Below are 21,535 nucleotides of genomic sequence, written 5' to 3' on the forward strand. Positions count from 1 at the left end.
GCCGGTTCGTCGTTGGATCAGGCGTCGCCCGCGACCTGGAATCCGTACCAGTTCGGATAGTCGCCCCAGGTGCCGTCGGCCTTGACGGCGTAGACGGTCAGGGTGACCGGGCCGCTCTGGGTCGGCGTCCACCTGATCGTCGCGCGGCCGTCCTCGTCGGCGGCCACCTCGGTCAGCTCGTCACCGTCGACGAAGCTGTACCGGTAGGACGCCGTGTCGGTCCGGCCCGGCGGCGGCGAGAACGTGAAGGTCCCCTCGACGCCGACACCCCCGACGGCCGATCCGTCCTCCGGGTAGAAGTAGACGTCGGACCGCACGCCCGGCCACGGATCGAAGTAGGCGGACCAGTTCGCCGCGGTCGAGACGAAGCCGTTCTCGCTGTGGCTCCGCACGGTCACCCGGTGCCCGTTCACGTCGCTCGCCCGGAACGAGTAGTAGGCCACCCCGTCCTCGTCGGCGTCCCGCGTCTCGGGCTCGCCGCCGTCCAGCGTGATCTCGTACTCCCGGACGCCGGTCACCCCGCTTGCGGGAGTGATTTTGAGGAGCACGTCCTGGTTCCACTCCGGCTTTCCGCCCTCGACCCGCACCTCCGGCGCCGACCACGGAACGAAGGTCTCGTACTGCGTCTCGGGCGAGACGTTGCCGGCCTGGTCGATCGAGCGGACAGTCAGCCGCTGCGGCCCGGACCCCGTGGGGTTGATGGTGACCGTGGCCGTACCGCCGGGGGCGTTGGCCCTGATCGTCCCCGGGAGGGTCAGCGGATCCCTGCACACCAACTCTCCGAGGTCGCCGCCCCCGCCACAGCTGTTGACGCCGAGGCCGTTCCAGCTGTACTGGAACCCGGCGACGTCCTTGTCGCCGTGACCGGAGAAGGTGAAGACGGCCGGCACACCGGGCGGTGCGGCCCCGTCGACCGGGTAGTTCGCGGACGTGACCACCGGCGTCGACGGCCTCGTCCTGTCATAGGTGAAGAAGCACTTCTTCGACCAGGCCGAGAGCTCGGCGCCGTCACCGACGCGGGCCTGCCACCCGTAGGTCTTGCCGTCGACAAGCACACCCTCCGGCAGATTGACCGTGTTCACCCGGCCGGATGTACCGTGCTCCTGGGTGTGGACGCTTCTCGCCTCGGGATCCTCCCGCGGCCACACGGCGAACTCCGTCGTGAGGCTGTGCGCGTCGTTCTCGTCGGCGTCGGTGGCCAGCGCCTGTAGAACGTTGGCGAAACCGCCCAACCGCGGCGGGGGCTTCAATTGGGTACAGGCGAAACCGCCGTTGTAGAGGTGGTCGCTATCGATCTTCGGCGCCGAGTTGTACTGCATGGAGAGCTGGACGGTGTTGTACCAGTTCAGGCGGCGACCGTAGGCGGCATCGCTCTCGAACTGCGCGGGAACCCGCAGCTCGAACGTGATCCGCCGCTGCTTGTGCGCAACGGCGTCCTTGACGGCCGCGCCGACCTCGAAGGAGATGGACGCACCGGGGCAGTACTCCGGCGTCAGGATCTCGTCCAGCTTGGCGATCGGGTCAGGCGTCTTGCGCCAGGTGGGCGTCGCCCCGACGGGCTTCGTCCGCCAGATCTCGATGGCCCGCTTGGTGCAGTCGGCGGCGGACTGTTCGCGGATGAAGACCGAGCCGCCGTAGACCGTCTTGCCCTCGAACCCGGAGAGGTCGAAGGTGGCGTAGACCCGCGAGGTGTGGCTCTTGCCGGCGTCGTCCACCCAGGTGCCCAGCGGGAAATGCTCCTCGGCGGCCTCATAGGCCTTTCCCGGCGTGGCGGAGTCGTTCCATCCGATCTGGACGGAGGGCGGTCTGTCGTAGTGCGGCGCCGCGACGGCGGCGGCCCCGGCGGTGACGACGGTCAGGCCGGTGACGCCGAGCGTCAGCGCAAGCCCCGCGATCAGGCCACGACGTGGCCAGGCTCGTTTCATGATTGTCTTCCTCCCCGTTGACCGGCCGTACCCGCGCACACCGGCTGACGAATTTAACTATTTTGATGGCCGCCACGACAACGGCCTTTTCGGACGGGATCGCCGACGCGGGGTGCTGGGCGTTACCCTCGCCGCAATGATTGACACCGATGCTGCCGCGGTCCGCTGCACCCAGCGCGCGTACCTGTACCTGGAGCGTGACGTCGCCACCGGAGATCCGCCGTACACCGCCGACGAGCTGGAGCTGATGGCCTTCGAGCCGGACGAGGTGACCCGGCTCGCCGGTCTGCGGCCGACCGCCACGTGGCGGCGCGGTGACCCACATCCCCGCTTCCGTACGCCGCGGCGTTTCAGCGGCTGGCACTACGAGCTTCCGGCCCGCGAAACCCACGTCACCGAGCACGTCCTCTCGGACCTGCTCGACGCCGTCGAGCCGTACGCCGAAGGCCTCGCCGCGGCCCGCGACGGCCTGGGCCTGCGCGCGGGCATCATGATCCTCATCGAGATGCAGGGCGACCGCGACGAGGACGGCGACGTCTCGGTCTCCACCGCGTCGATCGCCTACAGCGCCGCCACCCTGCACCGGCTCGCCGCCCTCGACCTGAGCCTGGAACACGACCAGTACGTCCTGGTCGACTGACCGGGCGGTCTACGCCGCCTGGTGCCGGAGCTGGTACTCCGCGGCGGTGCTGCCGGCCTCGAAGATCAGGCTGACCGGGCCGTCCGGCAGCGTGCAGGTCACCGTGCGCTCCGCGGCGGTGGGGCCGGGGCCGCAGTAGCGGATCCCGTCGGCGCTGTACACCGAGAGCCGGCCGGTCCCCTCGCCCGAGGTGCGCTGCCAGGTGAACGATTCGCGGGCGCCGTGCTGGTCGGCCGCGATGGTGAGGCACTTCGCGAAGTCGCCACCGCCGGTGGCGAACGTCGCGCCGTCCCCGCCGGGCAGTGCCGGGCAGGACGGCGGGCCGTCGACCCGGGCGTACGCGGCCGCGAAAGTGCCGGGCACGTCGCCCTCGTTCTCCCGGTGCACGACCGTGAACGGCGCAGTGCCGGTCAACGGGCAGCTGTACTGGCTCAGCGCCCACGACGTGTCGCAGAGGTAGGTGCCGGCGGCGTCCACGACGTACCCGAACGGCCGGGACGAGTCCCGGGCGTCGGTGGGCTGGAGCTGGACCATCTTGGCGCCGACCGGCAGGGTCAGCTGCCGGCACAGGTATTGTCCCGGCGCGGTGAAGGTCGCCGTGAACGACGTGCCGGCGTCCTGCGGGCAGCCGCTCGGCGTGTACGGCAGGAACGCCGTCGCGTAGGCGAAGTCGTTGCCCAGCACCGAGTTCACCGCCCCGCCGTTGAGCACCATCGTGTACCGCCCCGCCGCCGGGAGCTCACAGTGGCCGCCGCTGACGCAGACCCGGTGCCCGGTGCCGTCGTAGACCGACGCGCCCGTCTCGTAGTTCTCGTCGTCGTACGCCCGCGCGAGGTAGACGCCGGGCTGGGTGACCGCGAGGATGCGGCAGCGGATCGGGCCGATCGCCCCGGCCGGCGCACCGTTCCACGCGCCCGGCCGGATCATCGGGCAGCCCGCCGGCTGCGACAGCCGCCGCACCTGGAGACGGTAGGTGAGGTCGGTGTCCTCGGCGTCGAAGGTGTCGAGGTACGAGACCACCCGGTACGTGCCGGTGGCCGACAGCACGCAGCCGTCCTCGTCCTCGCTGCGTTCGGTGCAGACCTGCTCACCCGCGGCGTTCACCAGGAAGCTGCGCACCTCGTTGTACTGGTCGGGCGCCCGGTACACGATGACCCGGTCACCCGCGGTGGCCGCGAACGGCTGGCAGTTGGTCTGCACTGCCGAGGTCTGGTGCACGACCAGCGGGTCCGGCGCCCAGGACAGTGAGGTCGCCCGGGCGCAGCCGGCGTTGGCGCTCACCCGCGCGGCGGCGATCTGGTAGTTGACCTCTTCCCAGCCGTCGTTGCTCGTGATGACCGAGTAGTCCCCGGCCGCCAGCACGCACACCTGCGTGTTGTACTCCTGGCAGACCTGCTGCCCGGCGGCGTCGAGGAGACGCCAGTTGATCGACTGCCCCTGGTAGATCCGGATGGCGAGGCTGCCGGCCTCCGCCAGTCGCACCTTGTGGCAGGCGATGCCCTCCTGGGTGGGGATCGTGCCTTTTCCGGCGTTCGCGCCCGGGTCACCGAACGGTGCCGGGCGCAGGGTCTCGCAGCCGGCCGGGTTCGACAGGCGGGTCATCCGCAACGTGTACGGGGTGGCGGCGCCGTAGCTCTCGTACAGATTGAGCCGGTACGGCCCGGCGGTGTTCAGCGTGCAGTCAACGGCATAGCGCACCTGGCAGACGTGCTCGCCCGCGGCGTCGATGATCGAGCCCTGCACGTCGCCGGCCGCGCGCGGCGACCAGAGGTGCAGCAGGCTGCCGACCGGCTGGTTGAACCGGTAGCAGTCGCCGGCCGACCCGAACTGGAGGTCCCGCGTGACCCCCGCCGAGGCGAACGAGAAGTCGGCGTTCGTCAGCGCGGTGCAGCTCGACGGCGTACGCCGCGACTCAACGGAGAACGTGTAGTCGCCGCTGTCCTGGAAGTAGAGGAAGACGACCACCTTGTAGGTGCCCGCGCCGGCGAGCCGGCATTGGCCGGCGTCGGTGCCGACGAAGCAGACCTGCGCGCCGGTCGGACCGAAGATGTGCGCCTGGAGGCTGCCGCCGCTGCCCCGGGTGAGCATCGTGTAGGCCACGTCGTTGGCCCGGGTGGTGCTGAAGAAGTAGACGTCCTCCCGATCACCGGTGATCGAGGGACAGCTGAAGACCTTCCCGAAGGCGAGCGTGCCTCCACAGACCTCGTCCGCGGACGCCGCGGGCGACGTGCTCGCGAGCGTCGCGACGGCGACCGCCAGAGCACAGATCATGGTGAGGACGCGTGAACGGAACATGGTTTCCCCCGTGGCCCCGCCCGACGCCGATGCCCCGAACGGCCGGGGTCAATATATGACGGGGGCGGGCCCCGCGAGGGCCCGCCGATGCGATGTGTCCACATTAGAACCAGATGCCGTTTGGCCCGACTGCCGTCACGCGGGGACGGCTCGGGCCACGCGGCGCGACTCGATCGCCGCCTGGCGGAGCATCCCGCCCAGCGTGACGTCGTACCCCAGGAAGAACAGGCCCGGGCGCGCGGCCGCACCACCGTGCACCAGCGGCACCCCGGTCTCGTCGAACAGCGACGGGTCGTCGAACAGCTCGTTCAGGCCGGTTCCGTATCCGGTGGCCGCGATGACCACGTCCGGCTCGACGCTCGTGCCGTCCGCCAGCAGTACCGACGTCTCGGTGAAGCTCTGCACGGCGCCGACCGGGCGCACCCGCCCCGCCACGACGTCCCGGACGATGCCGACGTCCTGCAACGGCACGTAGCGCTGGGTGCGCAGCCGGGTCTTCAGCCCCTCGGCCGGGCGGTCGATCCCGTACGGCCGCAGGTCCGGCATCTCCATCCGGGCCATCGTGGCGGCCATCGGGTTGAAGATCCGCTCCGGCAGGCGACCCAGCAGGAGGCCGTTCAGCTGCGCCGGCCAGCCCGCCGTCTCGCGGCGCACGATGTGCGGCGGGGTACGGATCGCGAGGCTCACCGAGGCGGCGCCGCCCTCGGCCAGGTCTGTTGCGATCTCCGCTCCGCTGTTGCCCGGGCCGACCACCAGGACGTTCTTGCCCCGGAAGGGCTCGGCGTTGCGGTACTGCGCCGAGTGCACCAGCGTGCCCGTCCACGCCTCCTGCCCGGGCCACGCCGGCACCACCGGGGTGTGCAGGTAGCCGGTCGCGACGACCAGGGTCCGCGACGAGTGCTCGGAGCCGTCGTGCAGCCGCAGCGACCAGCGGTCGGCGCCGGGCTTGACGCTCTCGACCGTCGTCCCGGTGCGCACGTCGATACCGAAGTGCTCCGCGTACGCCTCCAGGTAGCGCACCAGGTCGTCCCGCCTGACCCAGCGGCCGTACTCCCGGGGGATGGGGAGGCCGGGCAGGCCGGACAGGCTGCGGATGGTGTGCAGGCGCAGCCGGTCGTACCGGCCGCGCCAGCTGGTGGCAACCCCCGGGCCGCGCTCGAGGACCACGCAGTCCACGCCGCGGGCCTTGAGCTGAGCGGCCACGGCGAGGCCGGCGGCGCCGGCACCGAGCACAGTCACGTTTTCCATGCGCAGCAGTGTGATGTACGACCCTTTCACATGTCACGCAGGGTGCATCACATTGATGATCTCCGAGGCCCTTTCGGTACCCTCTTACCCGCTCTGACGACGACGTCTGACATGGGAGACCGATGGAAGACCAGGATGGCACCGCCGCCGAGAGGTTCGCCGCTCAGCTGCGAACGCTGCGGACCGCCGTGGGCAACCCGTCGTTCCGCAAGATGGCCGGGCGATCGGGCCGGATCTCCCACACGACGCTGCACGAGGCCGCCGCCGGGACCCGGTTCCCCTCCTGGGAGACCACGCGCGAGTTCGTCCGGGCCTGTGAGGCGGACGAGGTCCAGTGGCGGCGCCGATGGGAGGACGCGCAGCCCCTGGGTGCGGCGCCCGAGGTGACCCCTCCGGTGACGGACGGGCCCGTCCTGTCCGGCGTGGTGGTGCCGGTGAACCGGGGCACGCTACAGACGGCGGACCGGGACGAGGTCACCGGTGCGCGACGGCAGCGGCTGCCGTGGCTCGTCGCCGCGGCCGCGGTGGCGGCGATGGTCGTCGTCCTGGGCATCACCGTCCGCGGCAACGCATCCCAGGACGGTACCGGCGCCGGCGCCCTGCCGCCGCCGTCCTCCGGGCCGTCGGAGGCGTTGATTCCCGGGGACGCGAGCAGATTCGTCGCCGACGTCACGATCCCCGACGGCACGCGGGTGAAGGTCAACGCGCGCTTCGTCAAGGTGTGGGCGATCGCCAACGTGGGATCGGTCGCCTGGCACGGCCGGTACCTGGCACCGGCGAACCCCGGCGGTGACGACGAGGGTTGCCTGGTGCCGGATCGGGTGACGATCGGCGACACGGCGCCCGGCGAGCAGGTGATGATCAGCGTCCCGGTCACCGCGTCGAGCCGGCCCGGCGAGTGCTGGGTCGCCTGGAAGATGGTCGACGAGCAGGGGCGGCCCTACTTCCCCAGCCGCCGGCCGGTGTACTTCCTGGTCACCGTCACCGCCTGAGCAATCAATACCGTTCCGCTCGACCAATCTGACAACACCGCATCCGCCGAGGTCAGGGCGGTCTGACGGATCTGACAGAACGGCGGGGGTACCGAACAGCAGACCCCTTCTCGCAGGGTGGTGTCCGTTCCCATTCGCGACTCCATACCCATGAGGAGGATCGACCATGCGCCGTACCTGGTTGGCCGCCGGGCTCACCGGGCTCACCGGGCTCTGCGTGGCCGTAGGCGGCCCGGCCCATGCGTGGGCCACGGCCGCGCAGCCTGTCGTTGACATGGGTGCCACGGTCCTGGCCGCACAGATCGACCCACGCCGCGCCGACCACACCCTGACCCCGGGCGCGAAGAGTTCCGTGCTCGCGGTCGAGCAGGCGCTCCAGGCCCGGAACCTGCTGAACGCTCAGTGGGTCGACGGCTACTTCGGCACCGAGACCGTCTCGGCGTACGCGGCCTACCAGCGCTCGCTGGGCTACACCGGGCTGGCCGCGAACGGGCTGCCCGGCGCGACGTCGCTGACCAAGCTCGGGCAGAACCGGTACACCGTCGGCAACACGATCGGCCCGGGCGCGAAGGTCCAGCGGGACGGGTTCGTCGTCGACGCCCGTACGCAGGCGATGCTGGCCGAGGCCCAGCGCCTGCTCGGCCAGACCCTGGTGCTCGAGCAGGGCTCGTACAACCCGGGCGGCGACCCGACCTCGGCCGGTACGCACGACGGCGGCGGCGTGGTGGACATCGCGGTCACCGGCATGACCGCCGCCAGGCGCACCGCCACCGCCCGGGCCCTGCGCCAGGTCGGCTTCGCCGCCTGGGTCCGCGACCCGAGCCAGGGCGACTGGCCGTGGCACATCCACGCCACGGCGATCAACGACACGGACCTGTCCGGCCAGGCTCAGCACCAGGTCGGCGACTACTACCTCGGCATGAACGGCCTGGCCAACCGCGGACCGGACGACGGTCCCCGGATCCCGATCAACACCTGGGAGCAGTACCAGCGGGGGCAGTGACCCACACCCCACCCCGATCCAGCAACCACCACTCACCGTCCACGAGAGGACACCATGAACATCCGCAGGAAACTCGCCGTCGCCGGGGGCGCACTCGCCATGATCACGTCCCTGCTGAGCCTCGCCTCGCCGGCGTCGGCGGCGGCCAGGGACGGGGTCTGCGACAGCGGCGAATTCTGTTACTACTACAACAGCGACAACGAGGGATCGATCTCGGACTTCACCGGTTCGGCCGAGGACTACGGCACCGAGCAGCCCTCGTGCTACGACTTCAAGGGCGCCGGCGCCGGCAAGGGCATGTGCATCAAGAACGAGGCAGCCTCGGTCTGGAACCGGAGCACCACGACCGTCCGAGTCCACTTCAACAGCAACTTCGGCGGCGCGCACCAGGACTTCGCCGCCGGCGCCAAGGGCAACCTGAACGCCACGCTGAAGAACAACAACGCCTCGCACCAGTTCTCGCCGTCGGCGCGCACGAACCTGTCGTACGCGTTGTACCAGGCCGGTGGCGGCGCGATCACGTGCGGCTTCGACGGGTACGAGAGCACCCCCGGCCGGCACGAGGGCATCGACATCGCCCGCAACGTCGGCTCGGACGTGCACGCCCTGGTGGCCGGAACGGTCACCTACGTCGCGTCCGGCCGCACCGGCAGCGGCGGCCTTTCCACGATCGCCGTCTACAACTCCGCGGCGAACAAGACGGTCATCTACCTGCACACGGCGCCGAAGTCCGCGGTGAGCGTTGGCGACGCCATCAGCCGCGGCGAGGTCATCGCCGACGAGTCGTGGCACGGCGTGTCCTCCAGCTCGGGCGCACACACCCACGTCGAGGTCCGGGCCGGGCGCCAGACCCATGCGGCCGTCAGCGTCGGCGACTCCACCCTGGACAACTCGGATCCGACCTCGTTCTGGAACTCGCAGGGATACAACGAGAGGTAGAGCGCGGCGGGAGCTACCAGCCATTCCCTGATGAGAGGGCATCATGAACATCCGCAAGAGCCTGGCCGTCGCCGGCGCCGCGCTCGCCGTCGCCACCTCCATCCTGAGCGTCTCCTCGCCGGCATCGGCCGCGGCCCGGGACGGTGCCTGCGACAGCGGCGAGTTCTGCTACTACTTCAACAGCAACCAGGCCGGCTCGGTCTCCGACTTCACCGAGTCGCAGGACGACTACGGCACGACCCAGCCGTCGTGCTACGAGTTCAAGGGCGCGGGTGAGGGCCAGGGCGTGTGCGTGAAGAACAACGCCGCGTCGGTCTGGAACCGCACCGGCCGGACCGTGCGGGTCTACTTCAACAGCAACTTCGCCGGCGCGGGCCAGGACTTCGCGTCCGGGGCGAAGGGCAACCTCAACGCCACGCTGAAGAACAACAACGCCTCGCACGAGCTGCTGAGCACGGGTGGTCCGGCGGGCTGCACCACCGACGGCACCAACAGCAAGCTGCCGAGCACCATCCTGGTCTACCGGGTCGGTCTCGGCCGCGTCGACCGGGTCGACTTCAAGACGTACGTCAAGAACGTCCTCCCGAACGAATGGATCACGAGCTGGCCGGACGCCTCGCTGGAGGCCGGCGCCATGGCCGTCAAGAGCTACGGCTGGTACTGGGCGCTGCACTCGACCCGGAAGACGTCCGGCGGCCAGTGCTACGACGTCCGCGACGACACCGGCGACCAGGTTTACCGGCCGTCGTCGGCGCTGGCGTCGACGTCCTCCGCGGTGGACCGCACCTGGTCGGCCCGGATGACCCGGAACGGCAACATCCTGCGGGCGCACTACTGCGCGACCACGACCGCCTGCGGCGGCTGGGTCGACGGGGACTGGCTCTCGCAGTACGGCTCGCGTGATCTCGCGAACGCGGGCAAGAACTACCAGGCGATCCTGCGCCACTACTACAGCGACGTAGCCATCTCCTGAAGCCCCGCGCCGCCCACCGCGGACCCGCGGTGGGCGGCGCGTCGGTTAGTATCGCCGCCCATTGATCTACTTCAACGGGGGCGATCATGCGAAGACTTACCGCGCTACTGGCCGCGGCCACGGTGCTGCTACCGGTCACCCTGGTGAGCGCGCCCGCTTCGGCCGCGGCCGCGACCGCGTACCTCACCGTCATCACGTACGACCGCAGCGGCGCGAAGCTCAAGGCGCCCTTGCACCTGATCAACCTGGACAACGGCCAGGAGTACCAGGGCACCAGCCTCAAGGCCAAGAAACTGAAAAAGGGCAAATACGCGGTCCTCACCGACGTCTACTCGACAAAGGACGGCACCGACACGCTCGGCGCGCGGGTGCTCAAGGTCTCGGGCAGGACCACCACGACGATCGACGCCCGCCGCGGCAAGCCGGTCAAGCTGGCCCTGGACAAGAACCCGGGCGACGCGTTCCGGCAGGAGCTGCGCGCACAGATCTGCGCCGATTCGGACAGCTCGGGCACCGAGATCGGTGCTTGGAACGTGCCCGGCAAGCTGTTCGTCATCCCCAACTCGTCGAAGCGCCTGCAGTTCGCCTACAGCTCCAACTGGTCGGACGGGGCGATGGGCAACCTGTGGATGGTCGCCGGTGCCACCAAGTCCGCCGTGCCCGCGGGCGTCAGCCGCACCTACCGCGCCGCCTCGCTCGCCACCGTCACCGGATGGGTCAAGCGCGGCCCGGCCGGCAGCGACAACGTCAGCCTGAGCCTGGAGGAGAACACCCCGTGCCACGCCGGGTACGGCGCCTCCGCCTTCTCCGGGATCAGCCCGGTCGTCGCCAAGATCCATGCCAGTCCGGGCAGATGGCGCCTGGAGGCCGACTGGTGGGGTGCGGAGAGCGGCGGCAGCAGCGCCCACATGGGCTTCGACGTCCGCAATCTCACCCTGGCCGCGGGCAAGTCGTACTCCCGCAGCTTCTTCAGCGCCGCCTGGGGACCCGGCCGGAGCCTGCCCCTCATGTTCTCCAGCACGCTGAGGTTCGACACGTCGCTGATGTTCACCGACCCCTCGTACGACGAGTACTCCGAGGCCAGCGAGCGATCACGGGTGACGCTGTACAACAGCGCGAACAAGGTGCTCAAGGCGCAGTGGCGCACGGATTGGGAGGGTAAGGGCCCCGAGTTCAGCGCGAAGATCAAGAAAAAGGGCTGGTACCGGCTGGAGGTCGACGCTCGGCGGTACCGGCCCGGCATCACGCACCCGGCTGACATGCTCTCGCCGCGCGCCCAGGCGATCTTCGGGATGAAGCTGAACCCCAAGGCGAAGTCCCGCCACGCCGACGTGATCCTGCCGCGGATGGTGCCCGCCGGCCTGGACATGAACAACCGGGCGAGGGCGGGCTCCAGCACGGTCCTCGAGATCCGCCCGGACCGCCGCCGGAACACCCCCGACCTGAAACTCGCGAAGGTCACCGCCAAGAAGGTCACCGCACAGGTGTCCTTCGACAACGGCAGGACCTGGCGATCCCTACCGGTCAAGAAGGTCGGCGGTCGCTGGCAGGCCACGATCCAGAACCCGGCGAGCGGCGCGGTCGCGCTGCGCAGCCGGATCACCACCACGAAGGGCGAGTACGCCCAGGTGACGATCTACCGGGCGTACACCGTCGGCTGATCTCCCGCCGCATCGCTCGCGCGGCCGTCCAGGCCGACCTGCTGACAGACGGCAGGTCGGCCGGCGGCCTCGCCGTACCCGTCAGACCGCGGCGAGGATCCGGGCCAGCTCGGCCGGCCGCGTCACCATCGGCCAGTGCCCGGAGTCGATGTCGACCAGGTCGACGTGCTTGGCCCGGGCCAGCTCGGGAACGTCGCCCGCGGCGATCCACTCCCGCGCCTGCGCCGGCGTGAACTCCGGGCAGACCAGGACGACCGGGACGTCGAACCGCCGCTCGTCGCTCAGTGCCACCACACCCCTGGCCACGCCCTCGGGAACCGGGATCGCCGCCGCCGCGAACGCCCGCCGGGCCGGCTCGTCGAGGTCGGCGGCGTCGGCACCCTCGAACGGCGCCCAGCCGGGGAACGGCATGGCGCCGTCGATGACCTCGAAGAAGTCCGCGTACCGCTCCCCGTCGGCCGACGGGAACCCCCCGATCAGCACCACCTTGGACACCCGCCCGGGTCGCGCGTCGGCCGCCATCCAGGCCAGGCTGCAGGCGGCGGAGTGCCCGACGACCACCGACTCGCCGGCGCCCGCGTCAACGGCGGCGAGCACCGCGGTCATCTGGTCGGCCAGCGTCGCCGACGTGTTCCCGTCGCCCTGGCCCGGCAGCGTCACCGCCACCGCGTGGCGGCCGGGTGCCAGCTCGGACACGACGCCGGCCCACGCCGACCCGTCGAGCCAGAGGCCACCCAGGAGCACCAGCTGTTGTTCTGTCATGACGTCAACCTAGAGCCGATTCCGGACGATCTGCTTCCGGTACAGTTTTCGATGTGCGAACCGGTCCGAGCCCGACCGCCCGTGCACTGCGCACGCTCGAAATCCTGCAAGCCGGCCCCGGCACCACCGCCGATCAGCTCGCCGCGCTGCTGGGCGTGACCGAGCGGGCCGCGCGACGCTACGTCGGGATCCTCCGCGAGGCCGGCATCCCGGTCGAGTCGAGCCGCGGCCCCTACGGCGGCTACCGGCTGGGCCGCGGCACCCGGCTACCGCCGGTCGTCTTCACCCAGGAGCAGGCCCTCGGCCTGGTCATGGCCGTGCTCGACGGGCAGCCGGCCGCCATCGACGCCGAGGACCCGGTCGGCGCGGCGCTCAGCAAGGTCATCCGGGCACTCCCCGACGGCGTCGGGCGGCAGGCGGCCGCGCTGCGGGACCACGCCGCGGCCACCCCCGACCGGCACTCGGCCCGCGCCGACCCCGCCACCACGAGCACCCTGGTCGCCGCCGTCGCCGACCGGCGTCGCGTCCTGCTCACCTACCGGGGCGAGAGCGGCGATCAGTGGGACGCCGAGGTCGACCCGTGGGCGGTCGTGGTGCGGTACGGCCGCTGGTACCTGCTGTGCCACTCGCACCGCGCGGACGCGATCCGCACGTACCGCATCGACCGGATCCGTGCCGTGCGGCGGCTGCCGCACGCCGCCGCTCCGCCCGCCGACCTGGATCCGGTCGCCGCGCTCGAGGAGAACCTGGGCAAGGGCTGGCGGTACCCCACCCGCGTGCTGTTCCACGCGCCGCGGGACAAGGTCGCACCCTGGATCCGCCCGCCCATGGGCCGCCTCGACCCGGACGGCGACCGCTGCGTACTCGTCGGCAGCACCCAGAACCCCGCGATGTACGCACAGGAATGGCTGAGCGTCATCCCGTTCGACTTCACCGTGGAAGGTGGCCCCGAACTACGCGGCGCCGTCGCCGCGCTCGCGGCCCGCTTCACCGCGGCGCTCTCAACGCCCTGAATTCCCGGGCGGTACAACCGGACCGGACGAATCCCCGTCTACCTTCTGACACGGATCGGGGGCGGGATGGACGACGGAACCGACGCGGAGTATCTGGCGTACGTCAATGGGCGGGTGACCGCCCTCCGAAGATTCGCCTTCCTGCTGTGCGGGGACGGCCACCAGACGGACGACCTGCTACAGGAGACCTTCACCAAGCTGTACGCGCGCTGGCCCCGGATCTGCCGCGTCGAGAACGTGGACGCCTATGTGCACACGATGATCGTGCGGTCGTTCCTGGACGAGAAGCGGCGCGGGTGGTGGCGGGTAGGGCTGTTCGACTCGGCACCCGACCGGCCGACTCCGGAGCCTGCCGGGTTCGAGGAGCAGACCGTGGTCCGGGCCGCGCTCTCCCAGGTTCCACCGCGCCAGCAGGCCGTTCTCGTGCTGCGTTTCCTTTGCGACAAGCCGGTCGACGAGGTGGCCCAAATTCTCGGCTGCTCGCCGGGCACGGTGAAGAGCCAGACCTCGCACGGCCTTAACAAGTTGCGCCGGATCCTCGGAGACCGGATTCCCGCCACCAACGGCGAAGGAGGTTGGCGATGAACGAGGAAGAGTACGGCCGGCTGCTGCTGCGGTCGCTGGACACCGCGCCGCCGACACCGATGCGGGTGGATTTCGTCAAGGCCATGCGGAACGGCCGGCGGGGCCGCCGGTGGCGAGGCTGGTCGATGGGGGCCGGGATCACCGCGGTGATCGCGACCGCGGCGGCGAGCGGAGCGCTGGTGGCCGGATCACCCGGCGGGAAGCCGATACCGATGCCGGCGCCGCTGCACTCGTCGTTCCAGGTCGACCCGCCGGTCACGCCGTCCGTGCCCCCGGAGCCGTACCACAACACGAAGCCCCCGCCCAACCCGGTGATACGGCCGGAGCCGACCGGCTCGCCCGGCCGCGCACTGCCGCCCGACCCGCCCCTGCCGTCCTCCTGCAAGGTCGAGGGCCTGCCGATCGGGACGGCCAAGTCGGCCGACGTCACCGCCGGCGACCCCACCGGCCGGATCCTGGTCGGCCGGACGGAGCCGGTCGCGCGCGGCGAGCTGGACGTCCTGGTCTGGCGCGACGGCAAACTGATCGATCGGGTCAAGCAGCGCGGCGATCCGGGCACGATGACGGACGTCAACAGGTCAGGCATCGCCGTCGGCGGCAGGTCCGGAGAGTTTCCCAGCGCGCTCTGGTATCAGGAGGGAATGGTGCGGCGGCTGGGCGGCTACGACTACGGAACCGCGATCGCCATCAACGATGCCGGGATGATCGCGGGTACCTACGAGTTCAACGGCCAGACGCGCCCGCAACGCTGGTCATCCCCGACTGCCTACCGCCCAGAGGTGATGCCCCTGATCAACGGGCACACCGGCGGCCGGGCCTGGGACATCGACGAGGCAGGGACGACCCTCGTCACGCTCGACGGCGGCCCCGCGCACGAACAGACCTACCTGTGGTTCGCCGACGGATCGATCCAGAAGATCACTACGCCGCCGTCCCTTGACCCGGCGAAGCGCCAGACGTTCAAGGCGGGCGCCTTCCACTTCGGCTGGGTCTACGGCGAGATGGCGTTCTCCGACAGCGCCACGGGCCTGACCATCGGCCGGCAGACCTATCGGTATGAACCCGCGAGCGGCACCTGGCAGGCGGTGTACGACCCGGCGGGAACCGGGCAGGTTCCCACGCCAACCGATGTTCTCGATCTCGCACGCAGCGAGGCGTCCGTCGTCATCGGCAGGACGGCATACGCGCTGCCGCCGGGGTCCACCAAGAAGGCGGACGTCCTCCTGAACGTGGTCAGCGAGGACGGGCGGGTCGTCGCCGGGGCAACAGGCGGCCAGCCGAACCAGGCAACCGTCTGGCACTGCACATGAGATAGGCGCCTATTGACGGAGCCCGTCTGCCACCTGGCGGGCGGTGATCGCGCGCGGCAGGGTCTCGGGTTGGCCGTCGGCCAGCGGCCGGTCCGCGATGTCGGCCCAGACCTCGGCGAAGGCCTCGAACAGCGACGGCGTGAGGCCCGCCGCGGCCTGCGACCGCGCGATCTCCCGCATCTCGGCGACATAGCGGTGCGCCTTGGTCGCGGCGAGGGCCATCTCGTACGGGGTTCCGAAGCTCTCGCCGAGGTCGGCCATCACCGGCTCAAGGACGCCGTGCTCCGACGCGGAGCGGATCGCCTGCGTCATCAGGCCCATCAGTCCCTTGTAGACCGACGCGGTGGACATCTTCACCGCGCTGGCGGCGCCGATGCGGTCGCCGACCACCACCGGCCTGGCGTGCGTCCAGCGCAGATCCGCGACCTCGGCGGCACGGGGTCCGGAGAGATAGAGCGCCGCTCCGGGCCGTACCGTCGGCGGCGGTCCCGAGATGGAGCCGTCCACGAAGTCGAAGCCCGCGGCGGTGATCACCTCGGCGGCCTCGGCCGCGGTCGCCGGCGAAATGGCGTTGAGGTCCACCACGAGCGGCCGGTCTCGGCGCGCCCCGGCCATCGCGGCGATCTCGGTGGCGGCGTCGACCGCGGCACCCGGCGGCGTGACGACGAGGATCACGTCCGCCTGCGCCACCACGTCCGCCGGCCGGGCGACGACGCGCAGCCCGGCGGCCTGCGCCAGGCGCGCCGTCCGGGCCGACCGGCCCGCCAGCGAGGTGATGACGTCATGCCCGCCCTCGCGCAACGCCCAACCCAGCCCCGAACCCATGTGGCCGGCACCGACCAAGCCAACGATCTCCATCCGAGCAATCTAGCGAACCCATTGCCCAAGACGTGTTTGTGCAGGTCATTGGCAATAGCAGCATTGTCGCACGACAAGGGGCGCACGTAGAATCACGTCATGGCCGAGCACCCGCACCACCACCACGGCGGCGTGTGGCACCGCGTCCGCCATGTGATCACACCGCACTCGCACGACAGCGCGGACAAGGTCGACTCGGCGCTGGAGGCCTCCCGCGACGGCATGCGCGCCCTGTGGATCTCCCTCGCCGTGCTCGGGGTGACCGCCGCGCTCCAGGCGCTGATCGTCGCGTCCTCCGGGTCGGTCGCCCTGCTCGGCGACACCCTGCACAACGTCGCCGACGCGTTGACCGCCGTCCCGCTCGGCATCGCGTTCTGGCTCGGCCGGCGCGCCGCCACCCGCGCGTACACCTACGGCTTCGGCCGGGCCGAGGATCTCGCCGGCATCGTGATCGTGCTGGTCATCGCCGGCTCGGCGATCGCCGCCGGCTGGTTCGCCGTTGGCCGGCTGCTGGAGCCGCGGCCGATGACCCACCTGCCCTGGGTGCTCGCGGCCGGGCTCATCGGCTTCTGCGGCAACGAGCTCGTCGCCCGCTACCGGATCACCGTCGGCCGCCGCATCGGCTCCGCCGCGCTGGTCGCCGACGGCCTTCACGCCCGCACCGACGGCTACACCTCCCTGGCCGTCGTGCTCGCCGCGGCCGGCACCTGGCTCGGCTGGAGCTGGGCCGACCCGGTCGTCGGCCTCGCCATCACCGTCGCCATCGCGTTCGTGCTCAAGGACGCCGCCCGCGAGGTCTACCGCCGGCTCATGGACCGCGTCGACCCGCAGATCGTCGACGGGGCCGAGGCGGCCCTGCGCGCGATACCCGGCGTTCGCGACGTCGGCGCGCTACGGCTGCGCTGGATCGGCCACCGCCTGCACGCCGAAGCAACCGTCGTCGTCGACGCCCAGCTCAGCCTGCTCGCCGCGCACGAGATCGCCGCCGACGCCGAACACCAACTCACCCACCAGGTCCCCCGCCTGACGGGCGCCACCGTCCACGTCGACCCGGACAGCCACCCCGGCGGCCAGCACCACTCGGGCCTGTCCCACGCCCGCCGCGACCGCCTCGCTCACTCCGGAGCCTGAACCTGCGGTACAGCGCCCAGTCCCGCGGGTATAGCGCCAACCATGCACCCGCAACCCCCGCTTCGCACCACCCACGTCGCCGGAAACCCCACGGCGATGCTCATGTTCGACCGGTGGGGCCAGTTCGGCCGCCCCGTCCTGCTGCTGCACGGGCTGCTGTTCGACCGCACCATGTGGTGGCCGGCCGCGGCAGCGCTCGCCGGCCCCCGGTGCACCGTCGTCGCCCCCGACCTGCCCGGCCACGGCCAGTCACCGCCCCGCGACGACTGCCGCGTCGAGGACCTCGCCGCCCAGCTCGCCGTGCTCGTGCACCAGCTCGGGCTGCACCGGGCCCCGATCGTCGTCGGGCACGCCAGCGCGTCCCGGCTGGCCGCCGCGTTCGCCGCCGGCCACGCCACCCACGACCTGGTCACCGTCGACGAGCCGCCCGTCGACGCCACGGACGTCGAGGACCTGATCGCGGCGGCCCGGCCCGGCGACGTCCCCGAGCACTACCAGCCGTACGCCCGGCCGCGCACCGATCCGGCTTTGCTGTGCGCGTACGGAAGCTGGCTGCACCAGCCACCCGCCCGCCGCAACCAACCCGCCCTGGCCGGCCGGGCCGGAGGCCGGCCGCCGGCCGGGCCGTTCGCCCACCTCACCGACCCGGACGCCTTCGCCGCGCAGCTGCGTGAGCTGCTCTGACGATGGCCACTTAGTCGGGGCAGATCGGAGGCTGCGCCTTCTGCGGGTGGAACGTCTCGTGGCGGGCCAGCATGGCGACGAACTCGTCGATCTTTCGCTCGCGGGTCTGCGGCCGTTTGGCGGCATTGAGGCGGTAGATAAGAGCGAACCGGTTGGCCTTGGTGAGTACGTCGAACATGGCTTGGGCGGCCGGGACGACGGCGATGGCGGCGAGGAGGTCGGCCGGCACCTCGGCTTCCGACGACGGGGCGTAGGCCTTGGCCCACCGCCCGTCCGCCTTCGCGGCGTCCACCGCGGCGCGGCCCGCGGGCAGCATCAGACCCTGTACTTCCAGCCGGGCCACGTGGGCGACGTTGCGTTGTGACCAGATGCTGCGGGGTCTACGAGGGGTGTACCGGATCCAAGAGGACTCCTGATCCCGTTTCCGGGCCTGCCCGTCGATCCAGCCGAAGCACAGGGCCTCGTCGACCGCCTGCTGCCAGGTCAGCGTGGTGACCGTGCCACCCTTCTTGGTCAGGGCCAGCCAGACGCCGGGCGACGTGGCGTGGTTGGCCGACAACCACGCGCGCAGCGCCTCGGCGCCCGCGACGATCAACTCATCCAGCTCCACGCTCGCCATGACGGCAGGCTAACCGACCCGACATGGCCGCAGCCTCTGCCTGTCCGCCATCCGTCGCACTAGATCATCAGCCGCTAGGGCGACCTCGTGTCGTGGCCAGGATCGTTGGTTCGGACGAGGTCAACATCCGTGGCCCCACCCCCTGCGCGCGGTGCCGAATGAGATCGCGATGGCGTTGACGAGTGACGGGGACGGCCTGGAATGAGCAGCCACCAATGACCAAGCGGGGTGTCGGCGCGACGCTTGCGATCGTGCTGTTGTGCTGCGGCGGGGGCTGCTCTCACTCGACGACGAAGACGAGGACGATGCGAGCGGGACCCCGTACCGGTCGCGGGTCCTGACGACCGACATCGCCGTACCGGTCGCGTCCGAGCCCACCACGGAGCCGGTCCCCTCCGAGAGCAGCGAGCCGCAGGACACCGCGACACCCGAGAGTCACGTACGAGCCCAGGTGCCGCTACGACCACACGTACAAGTGGACCGACACCGACGACCCGGGCGGCCCGAGCACCCCAGACCAGGAGAGGCGACTACCGCTGCTGATGACCCTTGCCTCTTCGGATGAGTACTACGTCGTATCGGTGCCGTACCCTCCGTACCAAGATTCATGATCTTCTGTACGGGGGCTGCTGTGCGTGTCATCTCTTCCTGCCTGATCGCGACGCTGGCGATAGCGGGGATATCCACTCCCGCCGCCGCGGCGGACGCCGACCCGGTCCGCCTCGACGTCGGCCTCACCGGCCTCGCCGACCCTGCCGCGGTGGTCGCCGCACTCGGCGACGACGTGCTGGACAGCGACCCGGTGCCGGGCCTGGACGCCATCACCGTCGACGTGCCGGCCGACCGCAGCGCCGCGGTCCGCGCCGCGCTCACGGCACGGACCGATGTTCGGTACGCGGAGATCGGCGGCCTGGTCCTGCCCTATTCCGACCCGTACGACCAGGCGAACCTGGCCCGGCTGAACACGATGTCGATCCCGGACGCCTGGGAGGTGACGACCGGCAGCGAGGACATCGTCGTCGCGATGGTCGACAGCGGGGTGACTCCGAACGCGGACCTCGGCGCCGACCGGCTCACCGCCGGCTACGACTTCGTCGACGGCGACGCCGATCCGGCGGACGGCGGCATCCACGGCACGCTCCTGGCGAACGTCATCGCGGCGCCAGCGAACGGTGTCGGGTCGACCGGCATCTGCCCGCGCTGCCGGATCATGCCGGTCCGGGTGCTGCGGACTCCGGAGAGCGGCACCGCCACGGGTTCGACCGCGAACCTCGCGGCCGGCATCGTCTGGGCGGCCGACCACGGCGCGCAGATCATCAACCTGTCGCTGGGCACCATGGCCGACAGCCAATTGCTGCGGGACGCGGTCCAACACGCGTTCCGGAAGAACGCGCTCGTGGTCGGCGCCGCGGGCAACGACTTCGGCTCCGCCCGGCACTACCCTGCGGCCATCGACGACGTCCTGGCCGTGAGCGAGGTCGGCGGAACCACCCGGAACGGCCCGACCGACCGCTGGATCGACGTTCGGGCGTACAACGGCATCCGCGCGATGGACCCGCAGGGCAGGCCGCTCGTATACGGTCACTCCTCCGCGGCGGCAGCCGCGACTTCCGGCATCGCGGCGCTGGTGCTGGCGGCGAACCCGACCTTCTCTCCCGCCGAGATCAGGCAAGCCATCGCCGACTCGGCGAAGCTCCTCTCGAAGACGCAGTACTCCTACGAGCCTCGCGTCGTGGACGCCCTCGGCGCCGTGACCGGTGTGGATCGGTCCGACCATGAGCCACCCAGGTTCGGCTCGTTCGGTGTGGCAGACGGCCAACTGGTCGGCTCGAACGGTTTCCTGATCGAACCCGCCATCACCGACAATGTCGCCGTCGCCCGGGTCGAATTCCTCCTCGACGGCAAGGTCGTCCAGACAACGGAGCGCGCCGACATCCTCGGGCCGATCTTCAACACCCGGGTGTCCCCGGCACTCAACTTCGTCGGTGAGGTCGAGTTCGCCGTCCGGGCATACGACCACAGCGGCAACGTGGCCACCAAGCAGGCGACGCTGCGGTTCGACGGTCGCGCGCCGCGCGGCTCCATCGTCTCGCCGGCGCCGGGAACCCGGACCCGTGGCCCGGTGGAGGTGGTCTTCTCCTCGCCGGACAAGGACCTGGACTACGTCCACCTCAACGGCGCGCCCATGACCCCGGTGCCCGGCACGGACCTGTGGAAGGCACAGGTGACCCTGACGCAGTCCTCGGACATCATCGTCTTCGCCGCGGACGAGGCCTGGAACAACTCCGAGTGGCGGGTATCGGTCGTGGTGGACACCGCCGGCCCGACGACGACCGCGGTCAACCCGGCGGCGAACACGCGAGTGCGCGGCACCTTCACCAGCACCCTGAGCGGCGCCGCGGATCCCGCCAGCATCGCAAAGGCCGAGCTCTGGGCGAACGACAAGTTCGTCGGGCAGGACACCGCCGCGCCGTACTCCCTGAAGGTCAGCACCGGGACCTTCTCCGGGAACGTCAAGCTGATCTGGAGGCTGACGGACAAGCTCGGCAACACCCGCTACCACACCCGTACCGTCATCGCGGACAACAAGGCCCCGACGGTGTCGATCACAAAGGCGCCGAAGAACAAGGCCAAGGTCACCGGCACGGTCAAGGTCTACGTCAAGGCCTCCGACGCCAGCGGCATCGCCCGGGTCGAGCTGATCGTCAACGGCAAGGTCGTGGCCAAGGACACCAAGTCCGCGTACGTGCTGAGCGTCAACTCGAAGAAGCAGCCGAAGACGATGAAGGTGACGGTCCGGGCGTACGACAAGCTCGGAAACCTCAAGTACACGGGAACCCGCACCTGGTACCGAAAGTAAGACACCGGCCGCAGCGGCATCTGGCGCGCGGTCACCG

Annotated in this window: 18 protein-coding genes; 12 read left to right on the forward strand and 6 right to left on the reverse strand. The window is 70.7% G+C overall.

Annotated features, from left to right (window positions below):
• Positions 1 to 17 precede the first annotated feature (17 nt).
• Positions 18 to 1,925, reverse strand: coding sequence for a hypothetical protein (locus BJ971_RS38050; RefSeq protein ID WP_184998130.1), 1,908 nt, complete (start codon positions 1,923 to 1,925; stop codon positions 18 to 20).
• 136 nt (positions 1,926 to 2,061) lie between these two features.
• On the opposite strand from BJ971_RS38050, the gene BJ971_RS38055 reads away from it, so the two are divergent.
• A complete protein-coding gene (locus tag BJ971_RS38055; RefSeq protein ID WP_184998131.1) occupies positions 2,062 to 2,565 on the forward strand; it encodes a DUF4279 domain-containing protein in 504 nt (167 codons plus the stop codon).
• Between the two features lie 9 nt (positions 2,566 to 2,574).
• Here BJ971_RS38055 and BJ971_RS38060 read toward each other — a convergent pair whose 3' ends face one another.
• Positions 2,575 to 4,860, reverse strand: a complete 2,286-nt coding sequence (locus BJ971_RS38060) for a hypothetical protein (protein WP_184998132.1) — start codon at positions 4,858 to 4,860, stop codon at positions 2,575 to 2,577.
• Between the two features lie 135 nt (positions 4,861 to 4,995).
• A complete protein-coding gene (locus tag BJ971_RS38065) occupies positions 4,996 to 6,108 on the reverse strand; it encodes a flavin-containing monooxygenase (RefSeq protein WP_184998133.1) in 1,113 nt (370 codons plus the stop codon).
• Between the two features lie 122 nt (positions 6,109 to 6,230).
• Here BJ971_RS38065 and BJ971_RS38070 point away from each other — a divergent pair, with 122 nt between their 5' ends.
• From BJ971_RS38070 to BJ971_RS38090, 5 genes are all read left to right on the forward strand, one after another.
• Entirely contained in the window at positions 6,231 to 7,100 is an 870-nt protein-coding gene (locus BJ971_RS38070; protein WP_184998134.1) for an NBR1-Ig-like domain-containing protein, read from the forward strand.
• A gap of 166 nt (positions 7,101 to 7,266) precedes the next feature.
• A complete protein-coding gene (locus BJ971_RS38075; RefSeq protein ID WP_184998135.1) occupies positions 7,267 to 8,103 on the forward strand; it encodes a peptidoglycan-binding domain-containing protein in 837 nt (278 codons plus the stop codon).
• 54 nt (positions 8,104 to 8,157) lie between these two features.
• Positions 8,158 to 9,042 (forward strand): peptidase inhibitor family I36 protein, encoded by an 885-nt coding sequence (locus BJ971_RS38080; protein ID WP_184998136.1) that lies wholly within the window; start codon positions 8,158 to 8,160, stop codon positions 9,040 to 9,042.
• A 43-nt stretch (positions 9,043 to 9,085) separates the two neighbouring features.
• The gene (locus BJ971_RS38085; protein WP_184998137.1) at positions 9,086 to 10,015 is read left to right on the forward strand and encodes a peptidase inhibitor family I36 protein; all 930 of its coding nucleotides are present in this window, start codon (positions 9,086 to 9,088) and stop codon (positions 10,013 to 10,015) included.
• A gap of 86 nt (positions 10,016 to 10,101) precedes the next feature.
• Positions 10,102 to 11,676: a hypothetical protein gene (locus BJ971_RS38090; protein ID WP_184998138.1), complete on the forward strand. Its 1,575-nt coding sequence runs from the start codon at positions 10,102 to 10,104 to the stop codon at positions 11,674 to 11,676.
• An 81-nt stretch (positions 11,677 to 11,757) separates the two neighbouring features.
• Here BJ971_RS38090 and BJ971_RS38095 read toward each other — a convergent pair whose 3' ends face one another.
• Positions 11,758 to 12,438: an alpha/beta fold hydrolase gene (locus BJ971_RS38095; RefSeq protein WP_184998139.1), complete on the reverse strand. Its 681-nt coding sequence runs from the start codon at positions 12,436 to 12,438 to the stop codon at positions 11,758 to 11,760.
• Positions 12,439 to 12,491: 53 nt separating this feature from the next.
• Between BJ971_RS38095 and BJ971_RS38100 the strand changes: the two genes are divergently transcribed.
• The 3 genes from BJ971_RS38100 to BJ971_RS38110 all read left to right on the forward strand — a co-directional run bounded on the left by BJ971_RS38100 (position 12,492) and on the right by BJ971_RS38110 (position 15,346).
• Positions 12,492 to 13,451, forward strand: coding sequence for a helix-turn-helix transcriptional regulator (locus BJ971_RS38100; RefSeq protein WP_184998140.1), 960 nt, complete (start codon positions 12,492 to 12,494; stop codon positions 13,449 to 13,451).
• 66 nt (positions 13,452 to 13,517) lie between these two features.
• Positions 13,518 to 14,036, forward strand: a complete 519-nt coding sequence (locus BJ971_RS38105) for a SigE family RNA polymerase sigma factor (protein ID WP_184998141.1) — start codon at positions 13,518 to 13,520, stop codon at positions 14,034 to 14,036.
• A complete protein-coding gene (locus BJ971_RS38110; RefSeq protein ID WP_184998142.1) occupies positions 14,033 to 15,346 on the forward strand; it encodes a hypothetical protein in 1,314 nt (437 codons plus the stop codon). The genes BJ971_RS38105 and BJ971_RS38110 overlap by 4 nt, the downstream gene beginning before the upstream one ends.
• Before the next feature lie 9 nt (positions 15,347 to 15,355).
• Here BJ971_RS38110 and BJ971_RS38115 read toward each other — a convergent pair whose 3' ends face one another.
• A complete protein-coding gene (locus BJ971_RS38115) occupies positions 15,356 to 16,204 on the reverse strand; it encodes an NAD(P)-dependent oxidoreductase (protein ID WP_184998143.1) in 849 nt (282 codons plus the stop codon).
• Between the two features lie 99 nt (positions 16,205 to 16,303).
• Here BJ971_RS38115 and BJ971_RS38120 point away from each other — a divergent pair, with 99 nt between their 5' ends.
• Positions 16,304 to 17,335 carry a cation diffusion facilitator family transporter gene (locus BJ971_RS38120; protein WP_184998144.1) on the forward strand — a complete coding sequence of 344 codons (1,032 nt, stop codon included), beginning with the start codon at positions 16,304 to 16,306 and terminating at the stop codon, positions 17,333 to 17,335.
• Positions 17,336 to 17,377: 42 nt separating this feature from the next.
• Complete coding sequence (locus BJ971_RS38125) at positions 17,378 to 18,019, forward strand: alpha/beta fold hydrolase (RefSeq protein WP_184998145.1); 642 nt, start codon at positions 17,378 to 17,380, stop codon at positions 18,017 to 18,019.
• Positions 18,020 to 18,029: 10 nt separating this feature from the next.
• Here the strand turns inward: BJ971_RS38125 and BJ971_RS38130 are convergent, their stop codons facing one another.
• Complete coding sequence (locus BJ971_RS38130; protein WP_184998146.1) at positions 18,030 to 18,638, reverse strand: YdeI/OmpD-associated family protein; 609 nt, start codon at positions 18,636 to 18,638, stop codon at positions 18,030 to 18,032.
• Between the two features lie 631 nt (positions 18,639 to 19,269).
• Here BJ971_RS38130 and BJ971_RS38135 point away from each other — a divergent pair.
• On the forward strand, positions 19,270 to 21,498 hold the full coding sequence (locus BJ971_RS38135; protein ID WP_184998147.1) for a S8 family serine peptidase: 2,229 nt from the start codon (positions 19,270 to 19,272) through the stop codon (positions 21,496 to 21,498).
• The last annotated feature ends 37 nt before the right edge of the window (positions 21,499 to 21,535 follow it).

It is taken from the genome of Amorphoplanes digitatis (assembly GCF_014205335.1).
Taxonomy (GTDB): domain Bacteria; phylum Actinomycetota; class Actinomycetes; order Mycobacteriales; family Micromonosporaceae; genus Actinoplanes; species Actinoplanes digitatus.